16 protein-coding genes are annotated in these 25,805 nt (G+C 62.4%); 14 read left to right on the top strand and 2 right to left on the bottom strand.

The genetic code is table 11. The annotated features are described in order from the left end of the window. The first annotated feature begins 270 nt into the window (after positions 1-270). The 3 genes from WBQ96_RS03250 (at position 271) to WBQ96_RS03240 (ending at position 11,691) form a co-directional block, all read left to right on the top strand. Positions 271-8,823 carry a GH36-type glycosyl hydrolase domain-containing protein gene (locus WBQ96_RS03250; RefSeq protein WP_336547375.1) on the top strand — a complete coding sequence of 2,851 codons (8,553 nt, stop codon included), beginning with the start codon at positions 271-273 and terminating at the stop codon, positions 8,821-8,823. Between the two features lie 244 nt (positions 8,824-9,067). Beyond that, positions 9,068-10,843, top strand: coding sequence for a glucan ABC transporter ATP-binding protein/ permease (locus tag WBQ96_RS03245; RefSeq protein WP_165119827.1), 1,776 nt, complete (start codon positions 9,068-9,070; stop codon positions 10,841-10,843). An 83-nt stretch (positions 10,844-10,926) separates the two neighbouring features. Further along, positions 10,927-11,691, top strand: a complete 765-nt coding sequence (locus WBQ96_RS03240) for a heme ABC transporter permease (protein ID WP_336547373.1) — start codon at positions 10,927-10,929, stop codon at positions 11,689-11,691. 45 nt (positions 11,692-11,736) lie between these two features. Here the strand turns inward: WBQ96_RS03240 and WBQ96_RS03235 are convergent, their stop codons facing one another. Beyond that, a complete protein-coding gene (locus tag WBQ96_RS03235; protein ID WP_165119829.1) occupies positions 11,737-11,973 on the bottom strand; it encodes an Lrp/AsnC ligand binding domain-containing protein in 237 nt (78 codons plus the stop codon). A gap of 47 nt (positions 11,974-12,020) precedes the next feature. Continuing rightward, entirely contained in the window at positions 12,021-12,851 is an 831-nt protein-coding gene (locus WBQ96_RS03230) for an alpha/beta hydrolase (RefSeq protein ID WP_336547371.1), read from the bottom strand. A 213-nt stretch (positions 12,852-13,064) separates the two neighbouring features. On the opposite strand from WBQ96_RS03230, the gene WBQ96_RS03225 reads away from it, so the two are divergent. From WBQ96_RS03225 to WBQ96_RS03175, 11 genes are all read left to right on the top strand, one after another. Beyond that, positions 13,065-15,365: a bifunctional salicylyl-CoA 5-hydroxylase/oxidoreductase gene (locus WBQ96_RS03225; RefSeq protein ID WP_336547369.1), complete on the top strand. Its 2,301-nt coding sequence runs from the start codon at positions 13,065-13,067 to the stop codon at positions 15,363-15,365. Beyond that, positions 15,362-16,123, top strand: a complete 762-nt coding sequence (locus WBQ96_RS03220; protein ID WP_336547366.1) for an SDR family NAD(P)-dependent oxidoreductase — start codon at positions 15,362-15,364, stop codon at positions 16,121-16,123. The genes WBQ96_RS03225 and WBQ96_RS03220 overlap by 4 nt, the downstream gene beginning before the upstream one ends. Beyond that, complete coding sequence (locus WBQ96_RS03215) at positions 16,120-16,608, top strand: MarR family winged helix-turn-helix transcriptional regulator (RefSeq protein WP_165119833.1); 489 nt, start codon at positions 16,120-16,122, stop codon at positions 16,606-16,608. The genes WBQ96_RS03220 and WBQ96_RS03215 overlap by 4 nt, the downstream gene beginning before the upstream one ends. Next, positions 16,601-17,413 carry an enoyl-CoA hydratase family protein gene (locus WBQ96_RS03210; protein ID WP_336547363.1) on the top strand — a complete coding sequence of 271 codons (813 nt, stop codon included), beginning with the start codon at positions 16,601-16,603 and terminating at the stop codon, positions 17,411-17,413. Before WBQ96_RS03215 ends, WBQ96_RS03210 begins: the two co-directional genes overlap by 8 nt. Before the next feature lies 1 nt (position 17,414). Next, on the top strand, positions 17,415-18,572 hold the full coding sequence (locus WBQ96_RS03205) for an acyl-CoA dehydrogenase family protein (RefSeq protein WP_336547361.1): 1,158 nt from the start codon (positions 17,415-17,417) through the stop codon (positions 18,570-18,572). A 6-nt stretch (positions 18,573-18,578) separates the two neighbouring features. Further along, a complete protein-coding gene (locus WBQ96_RS03200; protein WP_336547359.1) occupies positions 18,579-20,204 on the top strand; it encodes an AMP-binding protein in 1,626 nt (541 codons plus the stop codon). A 381-nt stretch (positions 20,205-20,585) separates the two neighbouring features. After that, entirely contained in the window at positions 20,586-21,797 is a 1,212-nt protein-coding gene (locus WBQ96_RS03195; protein WP_336547357.1) for an ABC transporter substrate-binding protein, read from the top strand. Positions 21,798-21,934: 137 nt separating this feature from the next. Further along, positions 21,935-22,717, top strand: coding sequence for an ABC transporter ATP-binding protein (locus WBQ96_RS03190; RefSeq protein WP_091911970.1), 783 nt, complete (start codon positions 21,935-21,937; stop codon positions 22,715-22,717). Then, complete coding sequence (locus tag WBQ96_RS03185; protein ID WP_336547354.1) at positions 22,714-23,430, top strand: ABC transporter ATP-binding protein; 717 nt, start codon at positions 22,714-22,716, stop codon at positions 23,428-23,430. Before WBQ96_RS03190 ends, WBQ96_RS03185 begins: the two co-directional genes overlap by 4 nt. Further along, the gene (locus tag WBQ96_RS03180; RefSeq protein ID WP_336547352.1) at positions 23,430-24,452 is read left to right on the top strand and encodes a branched-chain amino acid ABC transporter permease; all 1,023 of its coding nucleotides are present in this window, start codon (positions 23,430-23,432) and stop codon (positions 24,450-24,452) included. The genes WBQ96_RS03185 and WBQ96_RS03180 overlap by 1 nt, the downstream gene beginning before the upstream one ends. After that, positions 24,452-25,720 carry a branched-chain amino acid ABC transporter permease gene (locus tag WBQ96_RS03175; RefSeq protein WP_336547350.1) on the top strand — a complete coding sequence of 423 codons (1,269 nt, stop codon included), beginning with the start codon at positions 24,452-24,454 and terminating at the stop codon, positions 25,718-25,720. The genes WBQ96_RS03180 and WBQ96_RS03175 overlap by 1 nt, the downstream gene beginning before the upstream one ends. The last annotated feature ends 85 nt before the right edge of the window (positions 25,721-25,805 follow it).

Genomic DNA, 25,805 nt, shown 5'->3' with positions numbered 1-25,805 from the left:
GCGTCTTGGACTGTGTTCGTGATCGTGCTCAACTGCGGGCATCGAACCGCGAAAAAGACAGGGATTTGCATCCTGTCACTATCGGTTGATCCAATTGACATTTTTTTGACAGGGAAATGTCCGACACATTTCCGCGAAGGCCCATATTGCAAGGCAAAATAATATTTTAGCCGACGTGTGATGCAACCAATCGTATTCCGAATGGTTCTGGCCATATAATGGCTGCGTTGCGAGACGCGGCACCCTTTTTGTTGAGCGGATTTAATATTGATGAACGTTCAGACTGATCCTGCCGCGTTGGAGGAAAAGACAGTTGCAATTTTTCCGGCGGTTGCCGAGCAACCCATACGTTCGAACTACCTTCCAGAAGACCACCTGAGGGCATTGGGCGAAAGTCTGGCCCGAAATGAAGTGACCGACTTCTACGGGCTCAAGCCTTTCGATTTCCAGGCCCGCAACCGCGAGAACGCGGAAAAGATCCTCGCCGTCTATCGTGCCACCAATGCAGCGCAGGCGAAGGGCGACGCCATAACGCCGGCCGGCCAGTGGCTTCTCGACAACAATTATCTGGTCGAGGAAACGATCTTCCAGATCAAGCGCGACCTGCCGCGCCGTTTCTACCGCGAACTGCCGACGATGACGCTTTCCAACAGTGCGGTCGTGCCGCGCGCACTGGTTCTTGCCTGGGTTTATGTCGCGCATTCTGACAGCACCGTTCTGGCCGACATGTTCAAGGCGCTCGTCGACGGCTATCAGTCGGTCGAGCCGATGCATATCGGCGAATTGTGGGCGCTGCCTTCGCTGCTGCGCTTCGTGCTGATCGAGAATTTGCGCCGGCTGGCCGTCCGCGTGAACAGGGCGCACGAGATGCGCCAGATCGCAAACGACGTTGCCGACCGCGTGCTCGCTTTCGTCGATGGCGACGATCGCAAGACGATCCTGTCGAGCTACACCGAGCATGCCCGCGACACGACCTTTGCCACGCAGCTCCTCCATCGCCTCCGCGACGGTTCGCAGAATTCGGGCAGGGCGCTTGTCTGGCTCGAGGACCAGCTCGAAAAATCCGGCTCCGACGCCGAAGAAATCATCATCAAGGAACACCAGACGCTGTCGAGCGGCAACGTCACCACCGGAAATATCATCAAGGGCCTGCGGCTGCTCAACGACGTCGACTGGACGATATGGTTCGAGTCGGTCAGCCCGGTCGACGGGCTGCTGCGCGAGCGCAGCAATTTCGGCGCGCTCGATTTCCAGTCGCGCGACCAGTATCGCCAGGCGATCGAGGATCTGGCGCGGCGGTCCAAGCGCAGCGAATACGACGTCGCCGAGAAGGCGATCGACATGGCCGAGCAGGCCGGCGAGCCAGGCGACCCCAAGGCTGCCAACTGCAACGATGTCGGATTTTTCCTCGTCGGGCCGCGCCGGCTCGAACTGGAGAAGGAAATCGGCTTCAGGCCGGATTTTGGCCTCCGGCTTCTGCGCGCTTTCAAGAGCACCGGCTGGGCCGGCATCGTCGTGCCGGTTTTCGCGCTTACCGTTCTGCTTCTCACGATGTCGGGCTTTGCATTGGCCGGAATAGGCCTTTCTACCCCCGCGATCATCCTGATGCTGGTCCTGTTCTGCGTGCCGGCGAGCGAAGGCGCGATGGCGTTCTTCAACACCATTGTGCTTCTGTTCCTGAAGCCGACGCGGCTGGTCGGCTACGAATTCAAGGAAGGCGTGCCGGCCGAAGCGCGCACGCTGGTGGTGGTGCCATCCCTGATCGGGTCGCGCGACGATGTCGAGGAGAACATCCGGCAGCTCGAAGTGCATCATCTGGCCAACATGGAAGGCGAGATACATTATGCGCTGCTGTCGGATTGGCCGGACAGCGAAAGCGAGCAGACCTCCGGCGATCTCGAAATCCTCAATTATGCTCGTGCCGAGATCACCAAGCTCAACCAGCGCTATCCCGTCGAAGGCGCGCCGCTGTTTCATCTCCTGCACCGGCGCCGGCTCTACAACCCTTCCCAAAAGACGTGGATGGGCTGGGAGCGCAAACGCGGCAAGCTGCACGAACTGAACCTGCTTTTGCGCGGCGATGGTGACACGACGTTCCTGCCGCCGGATGCCCCGCTCCCGGAAGGCGTCGTCCATGTCATGACGCTCGACGCCGACACCAAGATGACCCGCGATGCGGTGAAGCGTCTGGTCGGCAAGCTTTGCCATCCGCTGAACCGGCCGGAATTCGATGCCGACCACCGCCTCATCACGGCGGGCTACGCGATCCTGCAGCCGCGCGTGACGCCGACACTGACCAGTGGCGACGAGGCTTCATTCTTCCAGCGCGTGTTCTCGGCCAATCGCGGCCTGGATCCTTACGTTTTTGCCGTGTCCGACCTCTATCAGGACGTGTTCGGCGACGGCACCTTCACGGGCAAGGGCCTCTACCATATCGACGCGCTGGAAGCGGCGCTGCGGGAACGTATCGCTGAGAATTCCATTCTCAGCCACGATCTGCTCGAAGGCGCGTTGACGCGTTCGGCGCTGGTGACCGACGTCGAGGTGGTCGAGGATTATCCGACGCGTTATTCCGTCGACGCATCGCGCCAGCATCGCTGGTCGCGCGGCGACTGGCAGCTTCTGGGCTTCATCTTCGATCCGAAGTCGGGTGTGCCCGCGCTTTCCCGCTGGAAGATGGTGGACAATCTGCGCCGCACGTTGACGCCGATCTTCTGGGTCATGTCTTCGATCGGCGGCTGGACGCTGCTGCCCTTCACGCAGGCCGCGCAATGGCAGGCCTTGCTCATTCTCAGCCTGTTCATGGCGCCGACCTTCGACATCGTGAACTCGTTGATGCCGAAGAGCCGCGATGCGACCGCGCGCGGCCATTTCAGCGCGATTGCCCGCGATGTTGCCTTCGGCACCGCCATGGTGGCGCTGCGCGTGGTCTTGATGGCCCACAGCGCCTGGATGATGGGCGATGCGATCGTGCGCACGCTTTACCGGCTGTTCGTCAGCCGGCAAAACCTGCTCGAATGGCGCACGGCCTCGCAGGCGCACAAGACCGGTGGCAACGATCTCCTGTCTTATTACAGGATGATGCGCGGCGCGGTAATCATCGCCATTGCCGGCCTCGCCATTCCGGTGGCCGCGGATTCGACCGGCAGCTTCGTCGCCTTCTTCTTCGCGATCTTCTGGGCCGGCTCGCCGGCTTTCGCCTGGCTCATCAGCCGTTCGGCCGAAACCGAGGACAGGCTTCGCATTTCCAGGCACGATGTCGACCGGTTGCGCATCGTGGCGCGGCGCACATGGGCTTATTTCGAGACCTTTGTGAATGCCGACAACAACATGCTGCCGCCGGACAATTTCCAGGAAACGCCGCATCCGGTCGTTGCCACCCGGACGTCGCCGACCAATATCGGCGTTTATCTCCTGTCTGTCGTTTCCGCTCGTGACTTTGGCTGGATCAGCCTTGCCGATGCTGCCGAGCGTATCGATCAGACTATGAGCACGGTCGAGCGCATGGGCCGCTATCAGGGCCATCTATTCAACTGGTACGATACCACGACGCTGCGGCCGCTCTATCCGCTCTATGTATCGAGCGTGGACAGCGGCAACCTCGCCGGCCATCTCGTCGCGGTCGCTGCCGCTTGCGCCGAATGGGCGGAGGCGCCATCCGTGCATCTCCAGGGCGATTTCGACGGCCTGCTCGACGCGGTTGCGGTTCTCGACGAGAGCCTCAACGAACTGCCAGACGATCGCCGCCAGCTCCGGCCGCTGCGCCAGCGGCTGCGCGACCGCATCGACGGCATGCGCCGCGCGGTCGAGACGATCAAGCAGCAGCCCGAAATGGCTTCGATCCGCACCATCAATCTGGCAGTGCTGTCCGGCGAGTTCCGCAAGCTGGCAAGCGCGATCCATACGGAAGTCGGCTCCGCGAAAAGCGAGGTTCTGACCGAATGGGCGGCCAAGCTGGAAGCTGCATGCGAAGCGCATGTCCACGATGCCCACAGCGACGAGAAGTCGATCGAGGCGCTGCGCACCAAGCTGAAGAGCCTTCAGGAACGCGCGCGCCGCTTTGCCTTCGAGATGGATTTTTCGTTCCTGCTGCGCAAGGACCGCAAGCTGCTGTCGATTGGCTACCGTGTCGAGGAACATCAGCTCGACGAAAGCTGCTACGATCTTCTTGCGTCTGAAGCACGCCTGACCAGCCTGTTCGCCATCGCCAAGGGCGACATTCCGACCGAGCATTGGTTCCGGCTCGGCCGGCCGTTGGTCGAGATCGGCTTCAAGGGAGCCCTGATCTCCTGGTCGGGCTCGATGTTCGAGTACCTGATGCCGCCGCTGGTGATGAAGGAGCCGCAGGGCGGCCTTCTCAACCAGACCAGCAAGCTGGTGATCCGCCGCCAGATGCAATATGGCCGCTCGAAGCACATTCCGTGGGGCATCTCGGAAGCCGCCTACAATGGCCGCGACCGCGAGATGACCTACCAGTACACCAATTTCGGCGTGCCGGGCCTCGGCCTGAAGCGCGGTCTGTCGCACAACACCGTCATTGCGCCTTATGCCACGGTGCTGGCCGCGCAGTTCATGCCGCATGAGGCGGTGCAGAACCTCGAGCGCCTGCGCAGGATCGGTGCGCTTGGCCGCTACGGCTATTACGATGCCGTCGACTTCACACCGCAGCGCGTGCCGGAAGGCACGGACCATGCCGTCGTCTACAACTACATGGCCCACCATCAGGGCATGTCGATCGTATCCGTCGCCAACGCCATTTTCGAAGGCCGCATGCGTGACCGCTTCCACAGCGATCCGGTGATCGAGGCCGCCGAACTCCTGCTTCAGGAAAAGGCGCCGCGCGACATTCCTGTGACCACGGTACGCACCGAGGCCGACGAGCGCGGCAAGGCCGAGACTGTCGAGCACAGCGCTGATACCCGGCTGGTGATCGAGCCTGCGCGGGCACTGCGCTCCACCAATCTCATGTCCAACGGCCGCTATTCCGTGATGGTGACGGCGACCGGCTCCGGCTACAGCCGCTGGAACGATCTCGCCATCACCAGATGGCAGGCCGACCCGACCGAGGACCGTTTCGGCAGCTATCTCTTCCTTCGCGACATTGACACGGGGGAGTGGTGGTCGGCGACGGCGGAGCCCAAGCGCGCCGAATCCGAACACGCCCAGACGCTTTTCTGCGACGACAAGGCAACCTTCATAAAATCGGTCGGCACGCTGCGCTCCGAGGTCGAGTGCATCGTCGTCTCGGAAGGCAATGGCGATGGCCGGCGCATAACGATTGCCAATGATGGCAATGTCGACCGCCACATCGAGGTCACATCATATGCCGAATGGGTGCTGGCGCCGGAAGCCAATGACAGCGCGCATCCCGTATTCTCGAAGATGTTCGTCGAGACCGAGATATCGGCCAGCAACAGCGCCATCTTCGCCACGCGGCGCAAGCGCGAGACCAACGAGCCCGATATCGCGGCGGCCCATTTCATCACCGATGCCTCGGGCCTGACCCGCGACACGGAAGCCGAAACCGACCGCCGCGCCTTCATCGGCCGTGGGCGCACCATCACTGACGCCGCTGCCTTCGATCCGGGCGCAAAGCTTGGCGGGCATTCCGGCTTCGTGCTTGATCCCGTCATGGCCCTGCGCCGCCGCGTGCGGGTGCCGGCCAACAAGAAGGTTTCGCTCACCTTCTGGACCATCGTCGGCGCCAATCGCGAAGAGATCGACGGCACGATGACCCGGCTCGATCACGCCGAAAGCTTTTCGCGCCAGGCCATGCTGGCATGGACGCGCTCGCAGGTGCAGACGCGCCATCTCGGCCTCAGCCTTGCCGACGCTGCCAATGTTCAGAAGCTTGCCCGGTATCTGCTCTATCCCGATCCGTTCCTGCGCGTGCCGGCCGAAACCGTGGCCTCGGGCCTCGGGCGGCAGTCGGCTCTGTGGCCGATGGCGATTTCGGGAGACTATCCGATCTTCGCGGTCAGGATCGGCGACGTTGCCGATCTGGAGATCGTCGCGCAGGCGCTGCGCTTCCAGGAATATATGCGCACGCGCGGTCTCGTCGCCGATCTGGTGATCGTCAACGAACAGGCGTCTTCCTACGTGCAGGATCTGCAGCAGTCCATCGAATGGCTCTGCGACAACAGCCGCATGCGCGGCAAGGAACTGGGTCCGCGTCAGCATATCTTTGCGGTGCGCCGTGATCTCATGGACGAGACGTCCTACAAGACACTGCTGGCTTCGGCGCGCGTAGCGCTCCACACCCGCAACGGCACTATCTTCGACCAGATCGAGCGCGCCGAAGCCGCCGCATTGCAGGCGCGCGATGCGCTGATGGCAACCGAAGCCCTGGTTCTGACCGACGCTTCCGCAGAAGCGCAGCCGACAGCACCGTCGCGCAAGCCCGTCATTGCCAACGGCAAGGGCCTCACTCTGTGGAACGGCTTTGGCGGTTTCGACCGCGACGGCCGTGACTATGTCGTGCGGTTGGGCGGCCAGAAGTCGACACCGCAGCCGTGGATCAACGTCATTTCCAATGCGTCGTTCGGCTTCCACACCTCAGCCGAAGGCGCATCCTTCACCTGGAGCCGCAACAGCCGCGACTTCCAGCTCACGCCGTGGTCCAACGACCCGGTCAGCAACCGTCCCGGCGAGGCGATCTATATCCACGACCTTGCCAGCGGGAAGGCGTTCTCGCCTTTCGCCGGCGTGTTGCGCGATCCGTCGATCGTCTACGAGGCCCGCCACGGGCAGGGCTTCTCAGTCTTCAACGCGACCCGCGGCTCGCTTTTCGCCGAAGTCACGCAGATCGTCGATCCGGCGGACCCGGTCAAGATTTCGCGGCTGCGCCTCCGCAATTCCGGTGCGGTGCCGGCCCGGCTGCGCATCTATGCCTATGCCGAATGGGTGCTCGGCACCAATCGCGCGAAATCCGCCCCGACGATCGTACCCTCGCAGGATGCGGCGACCGGCGCGCTTCTGGCGAAGAATGCCTACAGTCTGGACTTCGGCGATCGTGTCGCCTTCCTGGCGAGCGATGGCGACGCACAGTCGGTGACGACCGATCGCAGCGAGTTCATCGGCAGAAACGGCACCGCCGAGGCGCCGCATGTCGTGACCGGCGGGCTGGCGCTGTCCGGCAAGGTCGAGGCTGGCACGGACCCGTGCGCGGCGATCGCGCGCGACATCGAAATACCCGCGGGTGGCGAGGTCACGATCCTCTTCCTGCTCGGCGATGCCGGTTCGCCGGAGGAGGCCAGCACCTTCGTCACCAAGCACCGCAAGCGCGATTTCGACAAGCGCTTGGCCGAGAACGACAAGGAGTGGCGCGGCTTCCTCGACACGATCCAGGTCGAGACACCCGACGCGGCGCTGAACGCCATGGTCAACCATTGGCTGCCGTACCAGAGCGTCGCCTGCCGCATCCGCGCACGCTCAGCATTCTATCAGGCGAGTGGCGCGTTCGGCTTCCGCGACCAGCTACAGGACACGCTGGCGCTGCTCATGCACGATCCGCAACTGGCATATGACCAGATCCTGAATGCCGCCCGCCGCCAGTTCGTGGAAGGCGATGTCCAGCATTGGTGGCTGCCGCGCACGGATGCGGGTGTCCGCACCCGGATTTCCGACGATGTCGTCTGGCTGGGCTATGCGACTGCGCATTATGTCAATGTCACCGGCGACGCCTCCATCCTTAAGGAAAGCATTCCCTTCATCGAAGGGCCGGCCTTGCACGATGGCGAACATGATGCGTTCTTCACGCCCGAGAAGTCGAAGAAGTCGGCTACGCTTTACGAGCACTGCGCCCGCGCGCTCGATCTCGCCATCCAGCGCACCGGAGCCAACGGCCTGCCGTTGATTCTCGGCGGCGACTGGAACGACGGCATGAACCGCGTCGGCGAGGAGGGCAGGGGCGAGAGCGTCTGGCTCGGCTGGTTCCTCCTGAAGACGATCGGCGATCTCGCACCAATCGCCCGCGAGCAGGGCGACACCAAGCGCGCCAACAAGTGGGAAAAGCACGCGCGCAGCCTGAAACAGGCGCTGGAGACGGCTGGCTGGGACGGTGAGTGGTATCGTCGTGGCTCGTTTGACGACGGCTCTCCGCTAGGTTCGCGCAACTCCGAGGAATGCCAGATCGATTCGATCGCCCAGTCCTGGAGCGTGCTTTCGGGCGAAGGTGACCCTGTTCGGTCGAAGACGGCGATGGACTCGGCGATCAAGCAACTGGTCGACGACGAGCTACAGATCGTCAAACTCTTCACGCCGCCCTTCTCGAAAACCGAAAAGAATCCCGGCTACATAAAAAGTTATCCGCCCGGCGTGCGCGAAAATGGCGGCCAATATACCCATGCCGCCACCTGGTTTGTCATCGCGCTGGCTGAAATGAGGCGGGCAGACGACGCCTGGCGCTGCTTCAGCATGCTCAACCCGGTCAACCACGCGCAGGATGAGGATGGCGCCGAACGCTACCGCGTCGAGCCCTATGTGGTCGCCGCCGATGTCTATTCCCAAGGCGAAAAGGGCGGCCGTGGCGGCTGGACCTGGTACACCGGTTCTGCCGGCTGGCTGTACCGCGCGGCGGTGGAAAGCATCCTCGGAATCCGCAAACGTGGCTCGCGCCTTACGATTGATCCCGTTTTGCCGAGCGAATGGGACGGTTATTCAGCTACCGTTCATATTGGAGGCTGTATTTACCGCATCCGTGTGACGCGCGACAAAACCGCGAAAGCGGTGACGGTCGACGTCAATGGAAAGCGATCGAAAGGTGCCTCGTTCGAGTTGCGAACGACTGGCGAGAATGAGGTGACTGTTCGGATTCCGTCCTGAAGAAAAGAATATTTCCAGGTCGGAACCAAGGTTAAATCATCTGCCATGATTTTGCCGTAACGGTGCCATTTTTCATTAAAACTCAATTCCTTAGGCGATCACGGCAGATTACGGGGCGTTGCCCGATGTTGTTTCGAAAAAATGGAACTGAGGCTGTATGTGAACATTGTCTTGCGGTGCAGCAGACAATGTTGGGACGAGCAATGGAGCGCTGCACGGTTTTTGTTCTCACGGAGTGAGTTTCGTGTCATTGCTTGAAATCTACTTCCGCGCACTTCGGTATCTTTCTACTGAAAAAAAGCGTGTATTTTTCATCTGCGCGGCCAATGTCGTCCTGGCCATCGTAACCATTGCCGAACCAATCATGTTCGGCCGTGTCATCGATGCCATCTCCGACAAGCGCGAGGTTTTCTCAACGCTGATGCTCTGGGCCGGGCTCGGGGCATTCAACATTCTCGCTTACGTGCTCGTCGCTCGTGGCGCTGACCGGCTGGCGCATGCCCGCCGTGCCGGCGTGCTTTGCGAGTCCTTCGAACGCGTCATCACCATGCCGCTGTCGTGGCACCAGGTGCGGGGGACGTCCAACGCCCTGCACACGATGCTGCGTGCGGTCGAGACGCTGTTCAGCCTCTGGCTTGAATTCATGCGCACGCACCTGACCACCGCCGTGGCGCTGCTGCTGCTCATTCCCACCGCCATCTCGCTCGACCTGCGCATGTCGCTGGTGCTGCTGGTGCTTGGCACGCTCTACCTGATCATCGGCCGCGTCGTCATGCACAAGACCAAGGACGGGCAAGCCAAGGTGGAACGCCACTATCACGAGGTGTTCTCGCATGTGACGGACTCGGTCAACAACGTTGCCGTGCTGCAGAGCTACAATCGCTTCAGCGAGGAAGCCCAGCGGCTGCGCAAGCATGTCGGCGATCTGATCCAGGCACAGTATCCGGTGCTCGACTGGTGGGCGCTGGCAAGCGCGCTCAACCGCCTTGCCTCGACGATCTCGATGATGGTCGTGCTGATGATCGGTGCCTTGCTGGTTTCACGCGGCGAGTTGCGCATCGGCGATATCGTTGCCTTCATCGGCTTCGCGACGCTGCTGATCAGCCGTCTTGACCAGATCTCGCAGTTTGCTAACCAGATCTTCGACTCCCGCGCCAAGCTGGAAGCCTTCTATGAACTGGAAGACTCCGTGGCTGACCGCAAGGAGCCGGAAGGCCTGCGCGAGATGAACAACATCACCGGCCACATCCGCTTCGAGGATGTCAGCTTCGAGTTCCCCAATTCGGGGCAGGGCCTGCAGGACGTCTCCTTTGAAGTCCAGGCTGGTCAGACGGTTGCCATCGTCGGCCCGACCGGTGCGGGCAAGACCACGCTGATCAATATGCTCCAGCGTGTTCACACGCCACAGGAAGGCCGCATCCTGATCGACGGTATCGACGTCAAGACCGTTACCAAGAAGTCGCTGCGTCAGTCGATCGCGACGGTGTTCCAGGATGCCGGCCTGTTCAACCGGTCGATCGAGGAGAACATCCGCATCGGCCGCGAGGAAGCGACCTACGCCGAGGTTCATGCGGCTGCTGAAGCTGCGTCCGCCCAGGAGTTCATCCTGTCGAAGAGCGAAGGCTACGACACCAAGGTTGGTGAGCGTGGCGGCCAGCTCTCCGGCGGTGAACGCCAGCGTATCGCCATCGCCCGTGCCATCCTCAAGAACGCGCCGATCCTGGTGCTCGACGAGGCGACCAGCGCGCTCGATGTCGAGACGGAATCGCGGGTCAAGGAAGCGATCGACGGTGTTCGCCAGGGTCGCACCACCTTCATCATCGCGCACCGCCTTACCACGGTTCGCGATGCCGACCTGGTCCTCTTCATGGACAAGGGCAGGATCGTGGAAATGGGTGGCTTCGCCGAACTGTCGGCCACCAATGGCCGCTTCGCCAGCCTGCTTCGCGCCGGCGGCCTGCTGACCGATGAGGACGTGCGCGCCCTCAGCCATGTCTCGCAGTCCGCTGCCGCGGCCTGATCGGCCGGATTAAGACTATGGGAGGTCGTCCTGCGGCGACCTCTCGCATTGCCCGAACGCTCGGACCGGGCTAATTAAACGTCATGAGTGACACGAGCGCGCGGCCCGGCCGCTTCATCGATCTTGCCAACCCGACCCGCTTCCTGGCGCTTGCCGACCGGCTTGTGCCCTGGCTGGCGGGTCTTTCCGTTTTGCTGCTCGCTATAGGCCTCTATCTGGGCTTCGCCGCGCCTGAGGATTACCAGCAGGGCACCACCGTCCGCATCATGTATATCCATGTGCCGTTCGCCTGGATTGCGATGATGTGCTACTCGCTGATGGCGTTGGCTGCACTTGGGACTCTGGTCTGGCGACATCCGCTCGCCGATGTCTCGCTCAAGGCCACAGCGCCTATCGGCGCGGCCTTCACCGCGCTGGCGCTGATCACCGGCTCCATCTGGGGCAAGCCCATGTGGGGCACCTGGTGGGTGTGGGATGCGCGGCTGACTTCGGTCTTCATCCTGTTTCTGATGTATCTCGGCATCATCGCGCTGACGCGCGCACTCGACGATCCCGCACGATCGGCGCGCGCTGCCGCCATCATCACGCTCGTTGGCTTCATCAATATCCCGATCATCAAATTCTCGGTCGACTGGTGGAATACACTGCATCAGCCGGCGTCGGTATTCCGCCTCGGCGGCCCGACCATCCATCCGAGCCTGCTCTGGCCGCTGATGACCATGGCGCTTGGCTTCACGGTGCTGTTCTTCACGCTGCACCTGATGGCTATGCGCACCGAGATCATGCGCCGGCGCGTCACCGCGATGCGCTACATCGCAGCGCGCCGCGCCGACCGGAAACCTGCCTGAAAACAGTGGGTTGTATCGCGACCTTGAATCAAGGTCGCAGCAGCGTCAGAACGCCTTGAAGGTCAGCGTCGTCAGCGAGCGCACGATGCCCGGCACATTGGCGACGTTCTCGTTGATGAATTTGCCGATATCGACATCGTCCTCGATATAGACCTTCATCAGCAGATCGTAGTCGCCGCTGGTAGAATAGAGCTCCGAAGCCACCTCGCGCTCGTAAAGCTGGTCGGCCACGGCATAGGTCTGGCCGGGCGTGCATTGCAGCTGGACGAATACGGTTTGCATGGAACCTCCGGATCACTTTCAGGTCGGGCAATGCCCGCGAGCCTTCTTTACACGCCGAGCAGGGTCCGCACCAGCCTGTGGTCGGGATCGGCAAGCCCGTCTATGACATCGAAATGATGCGTGCCGGCGTCTTCCACGCTCGACACGCTGACATCGAAACCGCTCCAGAGATTTTCCAGAAGCGCGTTCTGCCGCCGGAATTCAGGGCGCTCGGCCGAGCCGACCCAGCAGGTGATATCGATGCCGTCGAGCGGTTCGAGCAGGGCGGCACTTTCCGCCCGCGCTTCAGCAAGGTCCAGCCGCTGGGTCTCGTTCATCTTCGTTTTCATCAGCGGACGCAGATCGTGCAGGCCCGAGATGGACACCGTCTTCTTGAGCCGTGCAAGCACGTCGGCATCGAGCGGAGAGGTCGAAGTGTTCATGCGGCTGACCAGATGGCCGCCGGCCGAATGGCCCGTGAGATGGATCGGCCCCGCGACTTCCTTTGCTGCCGCAGTGATCGCCGCACCGACCTGCCTGGTGATGTCGGATATCCGCGCTTCCGGGCAGAGTACATAGGACGGCATTGCCAGCGCATAACCATGGGCGAGCGACCCTTGGGCGAGGTGCGACCAGGCCGATTTGTCGAACGACATCCAGTAGCCGCCATGGACGAAGACGACGAGCCCCTTGGGCGTTCCCTCCGGCAGGAACAGGTCGAAACGGTTGCGCAGATGCGGGCCGTAGGAAATGTCCTCGCGCAGCCGCTTTGCCGCGCGCAAATCATCGCGGAATGCCGACGCCATCACCTGCCATTTGCCGGGAAACGCACTGGCGTCGGGGATATAGGCCCCATTGGAATAGGCGTCGCTCCAGTCCGTGATCGAATTTGCAGACATTCCCAGCCTCGCTAACCAAGCGCCGTCAGTGGCGCACCATCCCGTTATTGACCATCTCGCCCGGCCGTCCCGCAAGGGCGAAAACCTGCCGGCTTGTTGATCCAGCTGGAGGCAGCTTCTGCGAACCATCGATTAATTTCAAGCTTGAAATTTCATGCTTGAAATTATTAAGTCAGGGTGCCATCCTCTCTTGGTCAATCGGAGTTGGTGCTGATGAAGATCGCCTGTCTCGGGGGAGGGCCAGCCGGCCTCTACTTTGCGATCAGCATGAAGCTGCGCGATCCGGATTCGGAGGTCGTCGTCATCGAGCGCAACAAGCCGGACGACACGTTCGGCTGGGGCGTCGTGCTCTCCGACGAGACGCTGACCAACCTTGCCGCCAACGATCCCGTAAGTGCCACCGCCATCCGCTCGCACTTCGCCTACTGGGACGATATCGCCGTCCATTTCAAGGGCACGAAAACCGTCTCCACCGGTCACGGCTTCTGCGGCATCGGCCGCAAGCAGCTTCTGATGCTGCTTCAGGAGCGGGCGCGTGAACTGGGCGTCGAACTGCGCTTTCAGACCAATGTCGAAAGCGTCGCCGCCTATGCCGAGGAATATGATCTCGTCGTTGCTGCCGACGGCCTGAACTCCAAGGCGCGAAGCGAATTCGCCGCGGAGTTCGAGCCGGACATTGACGTGCGCGCCTGCAAATTCGTCTGGCTCGGCACGCATCAGAAATTCGGCGATGCCTTCACCTTCATCTTCGAGGAAACCGAACACGGCTGGGTCTGGGCGCACGCCTACCAGTTCGACAACGACACGGCGACTTTCATCGTCGAATGCAGCGCCGAGACCTGGGAAAAATTCGGCTTCGGCGAGATGAGCCAAGAGGAGAGCATCGCGCTCTGCCAGCGCATCTTCGCAAAACATCTCGACGGCCACGCGCTGATGACCAACGCCAACCACATTCGCGGCTCGGCCTGGCTGAGTTTCCCGCGCGTGCTGTGCAAGCGCTGGTCCTACAAGAACATCGCACTTCTGGGCGATGCGGCGGCGACCGCGCATTTCTCGATCGGATCGGGAACCAAGCTGGCGCTTGAAAGTGCTGCCGCCCTTGCCGAACTCGTGCATACGGAAAAGACGCTCGAGCAGGCTTTCGCCCGCTACGAGGACGAGCGCCGCATCCAGGTGCTGCGCCTGCAATCGGCGGCGCGCAACTCGCTGGAATGGTTCGAGGAGGTCGAGCGCTATTTCGATCTCGACCCGGTCCAGTTCAACTATTCGCTGCTGACCCGCTCGCAGCGCATCAGTCATGAAAACCTGCGCCTGCGCGACAAGGCCTGGCTGGAAAGTGCCGAAGGCTGGTTCCAGGAAACGGCAGGTGCGCCGCAAGGCACCCGCCGCGCGCCGATGTTTGCGCCGTTCAAGCTGCGCGACATGGAGCTGAAGAACCGCGTCGTCGTCTCGCCTATGGCGCAGTACAAGGCCGTCGACGGCACGCCGACAGACTGGCATCTGGTGCATTACGGCGAGCGCGCCAAGGGCGGGGCGGGGCTGCTCTATATAGAGATGACCTGCGTCAGCCCCGAGGGCCGCATCACGCCCGGCTGCCCCGGTTTCTATGCGCCGGAACATGAGGTCGCCTGGAAGCGCATCGTCGATTTCGTCCACACCGAGACCGTGGCAAAAATCTGCGCCCAGATCGGCCATTCCGGCCGCAAGGGTTCCACCCGCGTCGGCTGGGAAGGCACGGACAAGCCATTGAAAGACGGCAACTGGCCGCTGATGTCGGTTTCGGAGCAACCTTGGTCTTCTGAAAACCAGACGCCAAAGGCGATGACGCGCGCCGACATGGATCTTGTCCGCGATCAGTTCATGGCGGCTGCCGAAATGGCGGATCGCTGCGGCTTCGACATGCTCGAAATCCACGCAGCACACGGCTACCTGCTGTCGTCCTTCATCACGCCGGTGACCAACAACCGCACCGACGAATATGGCGGCTCGCTGGAAAACCGCATGCGCTATCCGCTGGAAATCTACCATGCCGTCCGCGAAGTCTGGCCGCGCGAAAAGCCTATCTCGGTACGCATCTCGGCCAATGACTGGGTCGGCGACAAGGGCGTGACGCCGAAGGAGGCCGTCGAGGTCGCAAAAATGTTCCAGCAGGCTGGCGTCGATATCTGCGACGTCTCCGCCGGCCAGACGACCGAGCTTGCCCGTCCTGTCTATGGCCGCATGTTCCAGACGCCGTTCTCCGACCGCATCCGCAACGAGACCGGCATGGCGACCATGGCGGTCGGCAACATCTACGAGCCCGACCACGTCAACTCGATCCTGCTCGCCGGCCGCGCAGATCTCGTCTGCCTCGCCCGCCCGCATCTGACCGACCCCTATTGGACACTGCGCGCCGCAGCCTCGCTCGGCGACACAGTCGAGGCATGGCCCGCTCCCTATCAGCCCGGTGGCGACCAGATTCGCCGCCTGGCCGAACGCGCTGCCGAGATGGCGGCACAGGATCGCGCGGTATGAGCGACCTTTCCGGCAAACGCGCATTGGTGACGGGCGGCGGCTCGGGAATGGGCGCTGCGATCGCGCGCTCGCTCGCTGACGCCGGCGCCACCGTCGTGATATCCGGCCGCCGCATGGAGCCGCTTCAGGAGCTTTCGGTGGGCTCGAAAAACATCATCGCAATGACCGCCGACGTAAGCGACGAGGCGTCGGTGAAGGCGCTGTTCGAGCGCATCGCCGACGAAGTCGGCGAACTGGATATCGTCGTTGCCAATGCGGGGGCTGCCGAAAGCGCGCCCTTCCACCGCACCAGTCTCGATCTGTGGCGGCAGATGCTGGACGTCAATTTGACCAGCGTTTTCCTGACCTTCCAGGCAGCGCTTGCCGGTATGATGAAGCGCAGGGAGGGCCGGCTGATCGCAATCGCCTCGACCTCCAGCCTGAAAGGCTACCCTTACGTTTCCGCCTACAGCACCGCCAAGCACGGTGTCCTTGGGTTGACGCGCTCGCTGGCGCTGGAACTCGCCGACACCGCCATCACCGTCAACGCCGTCTGCCCCGGCTTCACGCTGACGCCGATGCTCGAGCGCTCGATCGAGACCATTGTCGAAAAGACCGGCAAGAGCCGCGACGAGGCCATTGCCTCGCTGACCAAGACCAACCCGCAGCGCCGTTTCGTGTTGCCGGAAGAGGTGGCGCAAAGCGTGCTTTATCTCTGCGGGCCGCATTCAGCCTCGGTCACCGGGCAGGCCCTGTCCATTTCGGGAGGCGAAGTATGAGCATGCCGCAACCGGGCGAAGCTCCCGACACGGCCAGGCAGCGCCTGCGTGTCTGGCTGCGATTGCTCAAGGCGACGAGGCTGGTTGAAGCGACGGTGCGCGAGAACCTGCGCGTCGAGTTCGACACCACCTTGCCACGCTTCGACGTGCTTGCCGCGCTCTACCGCTTCGAGGACGGCTTGAAGATGAGCGAGCTTTCAGCCGCCCTTCGCGTCTCCAACGGCAATGTTACCGGCATCATCGAGCGCCTGGTGACTGACGGTCTGGTGCTGCGCGTGCCGGTGGCCGGCGACAAGCGCGCCACGCTGGTGCGCCTGACGAAGAAGGGCAACGAGGAGTTTTCCAAAATGGCGGCAGCGCATGCGACATGGGTCAGCGCCATTCTGGAAGAGCTGCCGCCGGAAGCTTGCGAGCAGATGATCGGCCACCTCGATACAATCGGCAATTCGCCGAAACTGACAGCAAAGGTGAATGGCGATGACTGATATGGCGGGCTACGTCGCGAAACATTTCCGCTGGCGCGTTGAGGACGGCGTTGCCGTCATCACGCTCGACCGGCCGGAGCGCAAGAACCCGCTGACCTTCGACAGCTACGCGGAGCTGCGGGACGCGTTCCGCGCACTGGTCTATGCCGACGACATCAAGGCCGTGGTGTTCGGCTCCAACGGCGGCAATTTCTGCTCGGGCGGCGATGTCCACGACATCATCGGCCCGCTGCTCGACATGGATATGAAGGGCCTGTTGCGCTTCACCCGCATGACCGGCGACCTGATCAAGGCGATGGTCAATTGCGGCAAGCCGATCATCGCCGCTGTCGATGGCGTCTGCGTCGGCGCCGGCGCCATCATTGCCATGGCTTCCGACATTCGCCTTGCAACGCCCGAGGCAAAGACTGCGTTCCTGTTCACCCGCGTCGGCCTCGCCGGCTGCGACATGGGCGCTTGTGCGATCCTGCCGCGCATCATCGGGCAGGGGCGAGCGTCCGAGCTGCTCTACACCGGCCGCAGCATGAGCGCGGAGGAAGGCGAGCGCTGGGGCTTTTATAATCGCATCGTCGAGCCCGCATCGCTCGACGCCGAGGCACTGGCGCTGGCGAAACGCCTCGCCGACGGCCCGAATTTCGGTCACATGATGACCAAGACCATGCTCAATCAGGAATGGTCGATGTCGATTGAGCAGGCGATCGAGGCCGAGGCGCAGGCGCAGGCCATCTGCATGCAGACGCTGGACTTCAAGCGCGCCTACGACGCCTTCGTCGCGCACCAGAAACCCGTTTTCCAGGGCGATTGAGATGCCGGACCGCAGCTTTCTCGACTGGCCGTTTTTCGAAGACCCTCACCGGGCGCTGGCCGACAGGCTTGAGACCTGGGCCGCTGCCAACATCAGGCATGGCGACCACGGCGATGTCGATGCCGCCTGCCGCGAACTGGTGGCAAAACTGGGCGAGGGCGGCTGGCTGACCCATTCGGCTGTCGATCCGGAAAATCCCGAAAGCGGTCTCGACGTTCGCAGCCTCTGCATCATCCGCGAAACATTGGCGCGTCATGATGGGCTTGCCGATTTCTCCTTCGCCATGCAGGGCCTCGGCACCGGCGCGATTTCGCTGTTCGGCACGCCCGAGCAGAAACGCGAATGGCTGACCAAAACCCGCGCCGGCAAGGCGCTTTCGGCCTTTGCGCTGAGCGAGCCGAAATCCGGCTCGGACGTCGCCAATCTCGATCTCGCCGCGCGCGAGGACGGCGATTTCTACGTGCTCGATGGCGAAAAGACCTGGATCTCCAATGGCGGCATCGCCGATGTCTACACCGTCTTCGCCCGCACCGGCGAAGGGTCGGGCGCGAAGGGTATTTCGGCGTTCATCGTTCCCGCCGATACGCCAGGCCTGTCGATTGCCGAGCGGCTGGAGGTGGTCGCGCCGCATCCGCTGGCGCGGTTGTCCTTCCAGAACTGCCGCGTGCCGAAGTCGGCCATGCTCGGCAGACCGGGCGATGGGTTCCGCATCGCCATGTCGGTGCTCGACGTGTTCCGCTCGACGGTCGCGGCGGCAGCCCTCGGCTTTGCGCGCAGGGCGCTGGATGAATCCATCGCGCGTTCGACCTCGCGCGAATTGTTCGGCGCGCCGATGTCCGAATTGCAGATGGTGCAGGGCCATATCGCCGACATGGCGCTCGACATCGATGCGTCAGCACTGCTCGTCTACCGCGCCGCATGGCTGAAGGATTCTGGCGCTGCCCGCGTCAGCCGCGAGGCGGCGATGGCCAAGCTCTACGCCACGGATCGGGCCCAGTGCGTGATCGACAAGGCGGTGCAGATCCATGGCGGCGACGGCGTGCGCAAGGGCAGCGTCGTCGAAAGCCTCTATCGCGAAATCCGGGCGCTGCGCATCTATGAGGGCGCGTCGGACGTGCAGAAAATCATAATAGCCAGGCAAACACTGGCGAGGGGATAATAACAAATGCTGGGACCATCGGCGCATACCGACACTTTCACACGTGACAACCTGCCGCCGGATGATGAGTGGCCGGAACTATTGCTCGACGGCTTCGACTACCCGGAAGTGCTGAATGCCGGTGTCGAATTCACAGATGCAATGGTCGCCAAGGGCTTTGGCGATCATACCGCGCTGATCGGCAATGGCCGCCGCCGCACTTACAAGGAACTCACCGACTGGTCGAACCGCATCGCCCATGCGCTGGTCGAGAATTATGGCGTAAAGCCCGGAAATCGCGTGCTGATCCGCTCGGCCAACAACCCTGCCATGGTCGCCTGCTGGCTCGCCGCCACCAAGGCGGGCGCGGTCGTCGTCAACACCATGCCGATGCTGCGTGCCGGCGAACTCGGCCAGATCATCGACAAGGCTGAGGTCGAATTTGCGCTCTGCGACACGCGCATCAAGGACGAACTCGTCGCCTGCGCCAAGGACAGCCGCTTCCTGAAAAAGGTCATCGGCTTCGACGGCACCGCCAATCACGATGCCGAACTCGACCGCATCGCCCTCGACAAGCCGGTGAAATTCGCAGCCGTGCCGACCGGCCGCGACGATGTCGCGCTGCTCGGCTTCACCTCCGGCACGACGGGCGAGCCCAAGGCGACGATGCATTTCCATCGCGACCTGCTGATCATTGCCGACGCCTACGCCAAGGAAGTTCTGTCGGTGACGCCGGATGACATTTTCGTCGGCTCGCCGCCGCTCGCCTTCACCTTCGGCCTAGGCGGGCTGGCGATCTTCCCGCTGCGCTTCGGGGCCGCCGCAACCCTGCTCGAACAGGCGACGCCGCCGAAGATGATCGAGATCATCGAGACCTACAAGGCGACCGTCAGCTTCACCGCGCCGACCGCCTACCGCGTCATGCTGGCCGCGATGGAGGAGGGCGCGGATCTCAGTTCGCTGCGCATCGCGGTTTCGGCCGGCGAAACGCTGCCCGCGCCGATCTACGATGCCTGGATGAAGAAGACCGGCAAGCCGATGCTTGACGGCATCGGCGCGACCGAGATGCTGCATATCTTCATTTCCAACCGGCTCGGCGATTCCGCCCCCGGTTCCACCGGCAAGCCGGTCGGCGGCTATCAGGCGAAAATCGTCGATGACGAGATGAACGAGAAGCCGCGCGGCGAAATCGGCAGGCTGGCGGTGCGCGGGCCGACCGGCTGCCGTTATCTCGCTGACAAGCGGCAGGCGAAATATGTCCGCGACGGCTGGAACCTGACCGGCGATTCCTTCTACCAGGACGAAGCCGGCTATTTCCATTTCGCCGCCCGCTCCGACGACATGATCATCTCGGCCGGCTACAACATCGCCGGACCGGAAGTGGAGGCAGCCCTGCTGAGCCACGATTTCGTCTCCGAATGCGCGGTGGTTGGCGCCGATGACGAGGAGCGCGGCCAGATCGTGCAGGCGCATATTGTGCTGGTGGCTGATGTGCCGGCCGATGCCGCGACGATCAAGGCGTTGCAGGATCACGTCAAGCAGGTCATCGCGCCCTACAAATATCCGCGCTCGGTCAAGTTCGTCGACGCACTGCCGAAGACTGCGACGGGAAAAATCCAGCGCTTCGCACTGCGCGGCAGGACCGTCAATTGAGAGGCGCAAGGGCATGCTGCATTATCGATCAGCTTCCCTTTCGTCACCTGCTTTCGCTGGTCGAATGACGCAAAAGCCTGTTGATTTCTCTGCCTGTCTGAGGCTGGTTGTTTAGAGATGCCGGAAACAAGGGTTTAAACCCGCCGCCGGCGAAATATCGGCAAAGGAGGATTGCCGAAAACGGAGTGCGGTTCGTTTCAAGCTGGGAGGCTTGTTGGAATTGGCGCTCTTCTGTAGGACCGGACCAGGGCTGGAAAATGGGCGGCGAGCACGTCTTCAAAGGCGTGACGTCGGGTTGACCTGCCGGTTCGGAATCCCGGTTTGGCGCAGCAAAGCACCAAGGCGGGCAAGTCTCATACGCAACATTCGGAGGAAACTATCATGAAACGCATCACCAAACGGCTTCTGGCAACCGCCATGGTCGGCACCGCCATCATGGCAGGCGCAGCATCGGCCCAGGCCGATGTGAAGATTGGCTTTCTCGGCGGCTTCACCGGCCCGATCGAAAGCATGCTGCCGCCGATCTTCGAGGCGGCCAAGCTGGCGGTCAAGGATGTGAACGACCAGGGCGGCATTCTCGACGGGCAAAAGCTCGAGATCATCTCGGGCGACTCGACCTGCGCTGACGCTACGGCTGCCTCGAATGCCGCCGACCGCATGGTCAATTCCGAGAAGGTGACGGCCCTCGTCGGCCCGCTCTGCTCGGGCGAGACCATCGCTGCCGCCAACAATGCTGCCATTCCCGGCGGCGTTCTCCTGATCTCCCCGGCCGCCACCTCGCCGGCGCTGACCACGCTCGACGACAAGGATTTGGTGTTCCGCACCACCTCGTCGGATGCTTACAGCGGCGAAGTGCTGGCCAAGATCCTGAAGGACAAGGGCACCGACAACATCGCCATCACCTATGTCAACAACGACTACGGCAAGGGCTTTGCCGACGCGCTGGAAGGCTCTTTCAAGACGCTCGGCGGCACCGTCTCGGCCAAGGAAGCGCATGAGGATGGCAAGGCCGACTACCGCGCAGAAGTCGGCTCGCTGGCGGCTTCTGGTGCCGACACGCTGGTCGTTCTCGCCTATGTCGACGGCTCCGGCTCGACCATCATCCGCCAGGCGCTCGAAGGCGGCGACTTCTCGAAGTTCGCCGGCGGTGACGGCATGGTCAGCGACGCGCTGGTCAAGAATGTCGGCGAAGGCAAGGTCGATGGCATGGTCGCGACCCGCATCGGCAACTCGGTCAGCCCGGGTACGGAAGTCTACGCCAAGATCGCCAAGGATGCCGGCCTCGACCCGAACGCCAACTTCGGAGCGCAGTCCTATGACGCTGCCTTCCTGATCTCGCTGGCGATCCAGAAGCTCGGCAAGGATTCGCGCGAAGGCTTGAGCGCGGCGCTCCGCGAAGTCTCCTCGGCTCCGGGTGAGGTGATCCTGCCCGGCGAATGGGAGAAGGCCAAGAAGCTGATCGCCGAAGGCAAGGACATCAACTACGAAGGCGCTGCCGGCAGCCACGAGTTCGACAAGAACGGCGACGTGCCTGGCAATGTCATCGAGATGGTCGTCGACGGCAAGGGCTTCAAGGAAGCCGCTGCCAAGTAAGCCTTTCGAGGCGCGAGGTCCGGGTTCGCCCGGACCTCCTTCCAAGATCGATGCGCGAGACTGCCGGCTATGGGGATAGCGGGAGAACGGTTTCGACAGCGTCCAAAAAAGAAAAACGGGAAAATAGTGGGGGTGGCGTGAGCTCGCTCATCGAAGTCAGGAACGTCAGCAAACGCTTTGGCGGTGTGCTGGCCGTCGATAATTGTTCGCTCAAGGTCGAGCGCGGCACGATCACGGGGCTGATCGGCCCCAATGGCGCCGGCAAGACCACCATGTTCAACATGGTCGCTGGCGCCTTTGCGCCGACCTCCGGCTCGATCTGGCTGGACGGCAAGGACGTGACCGGCATGCCGGCGCACGAGCTGTTCGAGCACGGCCTGTCGCGCACCTTCCAGATCGCGCAGGAATTCTCGCATCTCACATCGCTGGAAAACCTGATGGTGGTGACCGCCGGCAAATCCGGCGAGTCCTTTTTCGACGCCTGTTTCCGGCGCGGCAAGGTCGTGCGCGACGAACTGGAAACCCGGCGCAAGGCCGAGGAAATCCTGCAGGTTCTTCGGCTGACCCACGTCAAGAACGAGAGCGCCGGCAATCTCTCCGGTGGCCAGAAGAAGCTTCTGGAACTCGGCCGCGTGATGATGGCCGACCCGCAGGTCGTGCTGCTCGATGAGGTGGCTGCCGGCGTCAACCGCACGCTGCTCAACGATCTCGCCTCCGTGGTCGAAACGCTCAACCGCGACAAGGGGCTGACCTTCTTCGTCATCGAGCACGACATGGACCTGATCGCGCGGCTTTGCGATCCCGTCATCGTCATGGCGGCAGGCTCCGTCATGGTGCAGGGGCCGATGGCCGAAATCCGCAAGAACCCGGAAGTCATCGAGGCCTATTTCGGCGGCGCGCCGGTGGGGGATGCCGCATGAGCATCCTGAAGATGACAGATGTCCATGCCGGCTATGGCGGAGCGAACATCCTGAACGGCGTCAATATGGAGATCGGCGCCAACGAGATCGGCGTCATTGTCGGTCCCAACGGCGCTGGCAAGTCGACGTCGCTGAAGGCACTGTTCGGTCTGTTGACCGTTTCGGAAGGCAGCGTGGTTTTCGACGGCAAGGACGTCACCAACGCAAAGCCGGAAAATCTCGTGCGCGGCGGGCTGTCCTTCGTGCCGCAGGAGTTCAACGTGTTTCCGGCGATGACCGTGCGCGAAAATCTCGAAATGGGCGCTTATGTCCGGCGCGACGATTTTCGCCATCTCATTGAAAAGATGTTCGAATATTTCCCGCCATTGCGCGACAAGCAGAAGCAGCCGGCAGGCGAGCTTTCCGGCGGCCAGCGCCAGATGGTGGCGATCGGCAGGGCGCTGATGATGGAACCGAAGCTGCTTCTGCTAGACGAGCCGACCGCAGGCCTTTCGCCGCGCTACATGGGCGAGATTTTCGAGCGCGTCATCGCCATCAACGCATCGGGCGTCGGCATATTGATGGTCGAGCAGAACGCGCGCCAGGCGCTGGCCATCGCACACAAGGGCTTTGTGCTTGCCGGCGGCAGGAATTCCTTCACCGACACCGGGCAGGCGCTGCTCGACAATCCGGAAGTGGCAGAAAGCTTCCTCGGCGGGGGAGTAAAACACTGATGGAACAGGTTGGTTTCCTCTCCGCCGTGCCGATCAACGAGATCGTCTTCTTCATCAACAAGGTGGTCGTCGCCGGGCTTATCATCGGCTCGGTCTATGCGCTGGGCGCGGTCGGCCTGACGCTGGTCTGGGGCATATTGCGCTTCGCCAATTTCGCCCATGGCGACCTGATGACGCTCGGCGCCTTCATCGCCTTCGTGCTGACCATGGCAATGCCGGGTCTTGGTGCGGCGGTCGGGCTGCCGACGGCCTTCGTCGTCATGCCGATAGCGATGGCGATCACCGCGCTGATAACCGTCGGCCTCGACAAGGCCTTTTATCAGCCGCTGCGCAAGACCAACCCCAAGCCGATCACGCTGGTCATCGCTTCCTTCGGCGTGATGCTGATGCTGCAGGGCTTGATCCGCCTGATCTGGGGCACCGCGCCGCGCAACATGTATGTCACATCAAAGGAAATCTACCGCATTCCCTTTGCCGGCAAGGACATCATCATAACCGAACCGCAGCTTCTGCTGATCGTCTTCACGGTCGTTGCCATCGTCGCGCTGCACCTGTTCCTGACGCGCTCGCGCACCGGCAAGGCCATGCGCGCAATGTCGGACAATGCCGATCTGGCCCGCATTTCCGGCATCAGCACGGACAAGGTCGTGCGCACGACATGGATCATCGCGGGAAGCCTTGCAGCCGCTGCCGGCACGCTTTTGGCCATGGATGTCAGCCTGAAGCCTGACCTCAGCTTCAACATTCTGATCCCGATCGTGGCTGCCATGATCGTCGGTGGCATCGGCCAGCCTTACGGCGCGATCAGCGGCGGGCTGCTGGTCGGCTTCACCGAGACGATTGCCGTGTTCAACTGGTCGATATTGCTCAGGCCGCTGAAACCGCATCTGCCGGACTGGATCGAGATTCCCGCCAGCATCGCCTTCGTGCCGACCGAGTACAAGATCGTGGTGCCCTTCGTCATTCTCGTCGCGGTGCTGATCTGGCGGCCGAACGGCATCTTCAAGGGAAAGGTGCTGTGATGAAGTCGATCGATCTGCGCACCATCACCCTGCTGGGCGGCCTTGCCGTCATCGTCGCGCTCGTCTTCATCTGGCAGGGCAATGCCTATGGCCTGCGCATGCTGGTCGAGGCAAGCTGCCTGGCGATCGTCGCCCTCGGCCTCAACATACAGTGGGGCTATGCCGGCCTGTTCAACGCCGGCGTCATGGGCTTCATCGCGATTGCCGCCTTCGGCACTATGCTGATCTCCTATCCGCTCAACCCAGTCTTCTGGCAGTCGGAAGCACCCGGCCTGCTCGGGCGCATGGGGCTGATCATCATCATCGGCGGGGCCATCACCTTCCTGCTCAGCCGCTCGAACCGCTATGGCGTGCCGAAGAAGCTGCGCACGGTGCTGACGATCATCGCCGCCGCCACAACCTATCTGATGGCTGAAAGCGCGCTGGCGCCGGCCGCCGCGATCATCGAGCAGAATTCCGGTTTCGTCGGCGGCTTTGGCCTGCCGGTATGGCTGGGATGGCTGGTCGGCGGGCTATTCGCCGCCGTGCTTGCATGGTTCATCGGCCGCATCACGCTCGGCCTGCGCTCCGACTATCTGGCGATCGCCACGCTCGGCATCGCCGAGATCGTCAGGGCATTCCTGAAGAACGCCGACTGGCTGACCCGCGGCACGCTCACCGTCTCGCCGTTGCCGTCACCGGTGCCGACCGCAACCGAGATCGGTTTCATCGCCGCGCGTTCGGCCTATCTCTGCGTCACGGCTGCGATGATCGTCGTCATCTTCGTGCTGCTGCAGCGCGGCTGGGCCTCGCCATGGGGCCGCATGATGCGCGCCATCCGCGACAACGAACTCGCCGCCGAGGCAGTCGGCAAGGACGTCAACCGGCGCAGGCTCGAGATGTTCGTGCTCGGTAATTTCATCGTCGGTATCGGCGGCGCGGCCCTCGTCACCTTCGGCGGCATATTCGATCCGAGCGGATTCTCGCCCATCAACCACACCTTCCTGGTGCTGATCATGGTCGTGCTCGGCGGGTCGGGAAACAATCTCGGCGCGATCTTCGGTGCTCTTCTGGTCTACATCATTTGGACTATGTCGGAGCCGGCGGCGCTGTTCCTGTTCCAGCACGGCGCGAACCTCATCCAGCAAGTGTTCGATATCGCGCCACCCGCAGACCTGCCGACGCGGGCGCTGCAGATGCGCGTCTTCGTCATCGGCCTGACGATCATTCTGGTGCTGCGTTTTGCGCCGAAAGGGCTTCTCCCCGAAAAAGTCACAAAATACGAGTGAGTGCTGGCGGGCCGGACCCGCACGCACCGAATTTCCGGATTGGCAGCGCCATGTGGCGCTGCGGCGCGCGGCGTTTGACGACATT

This window comes from Mesorhizobium sp. CCNWLY176 (assembly GCF_037153935.1).
GTDB lineage: Bacteria > Pseudomonadota > Alphaproteobacteria > Rhizobiales > Rhizobiaceae > Mesorhizobium_M > Mesorhizobium_M zhangyense.
This window is presented reverse-complemented; position numbering and strand designations above follow the sequence as displayed.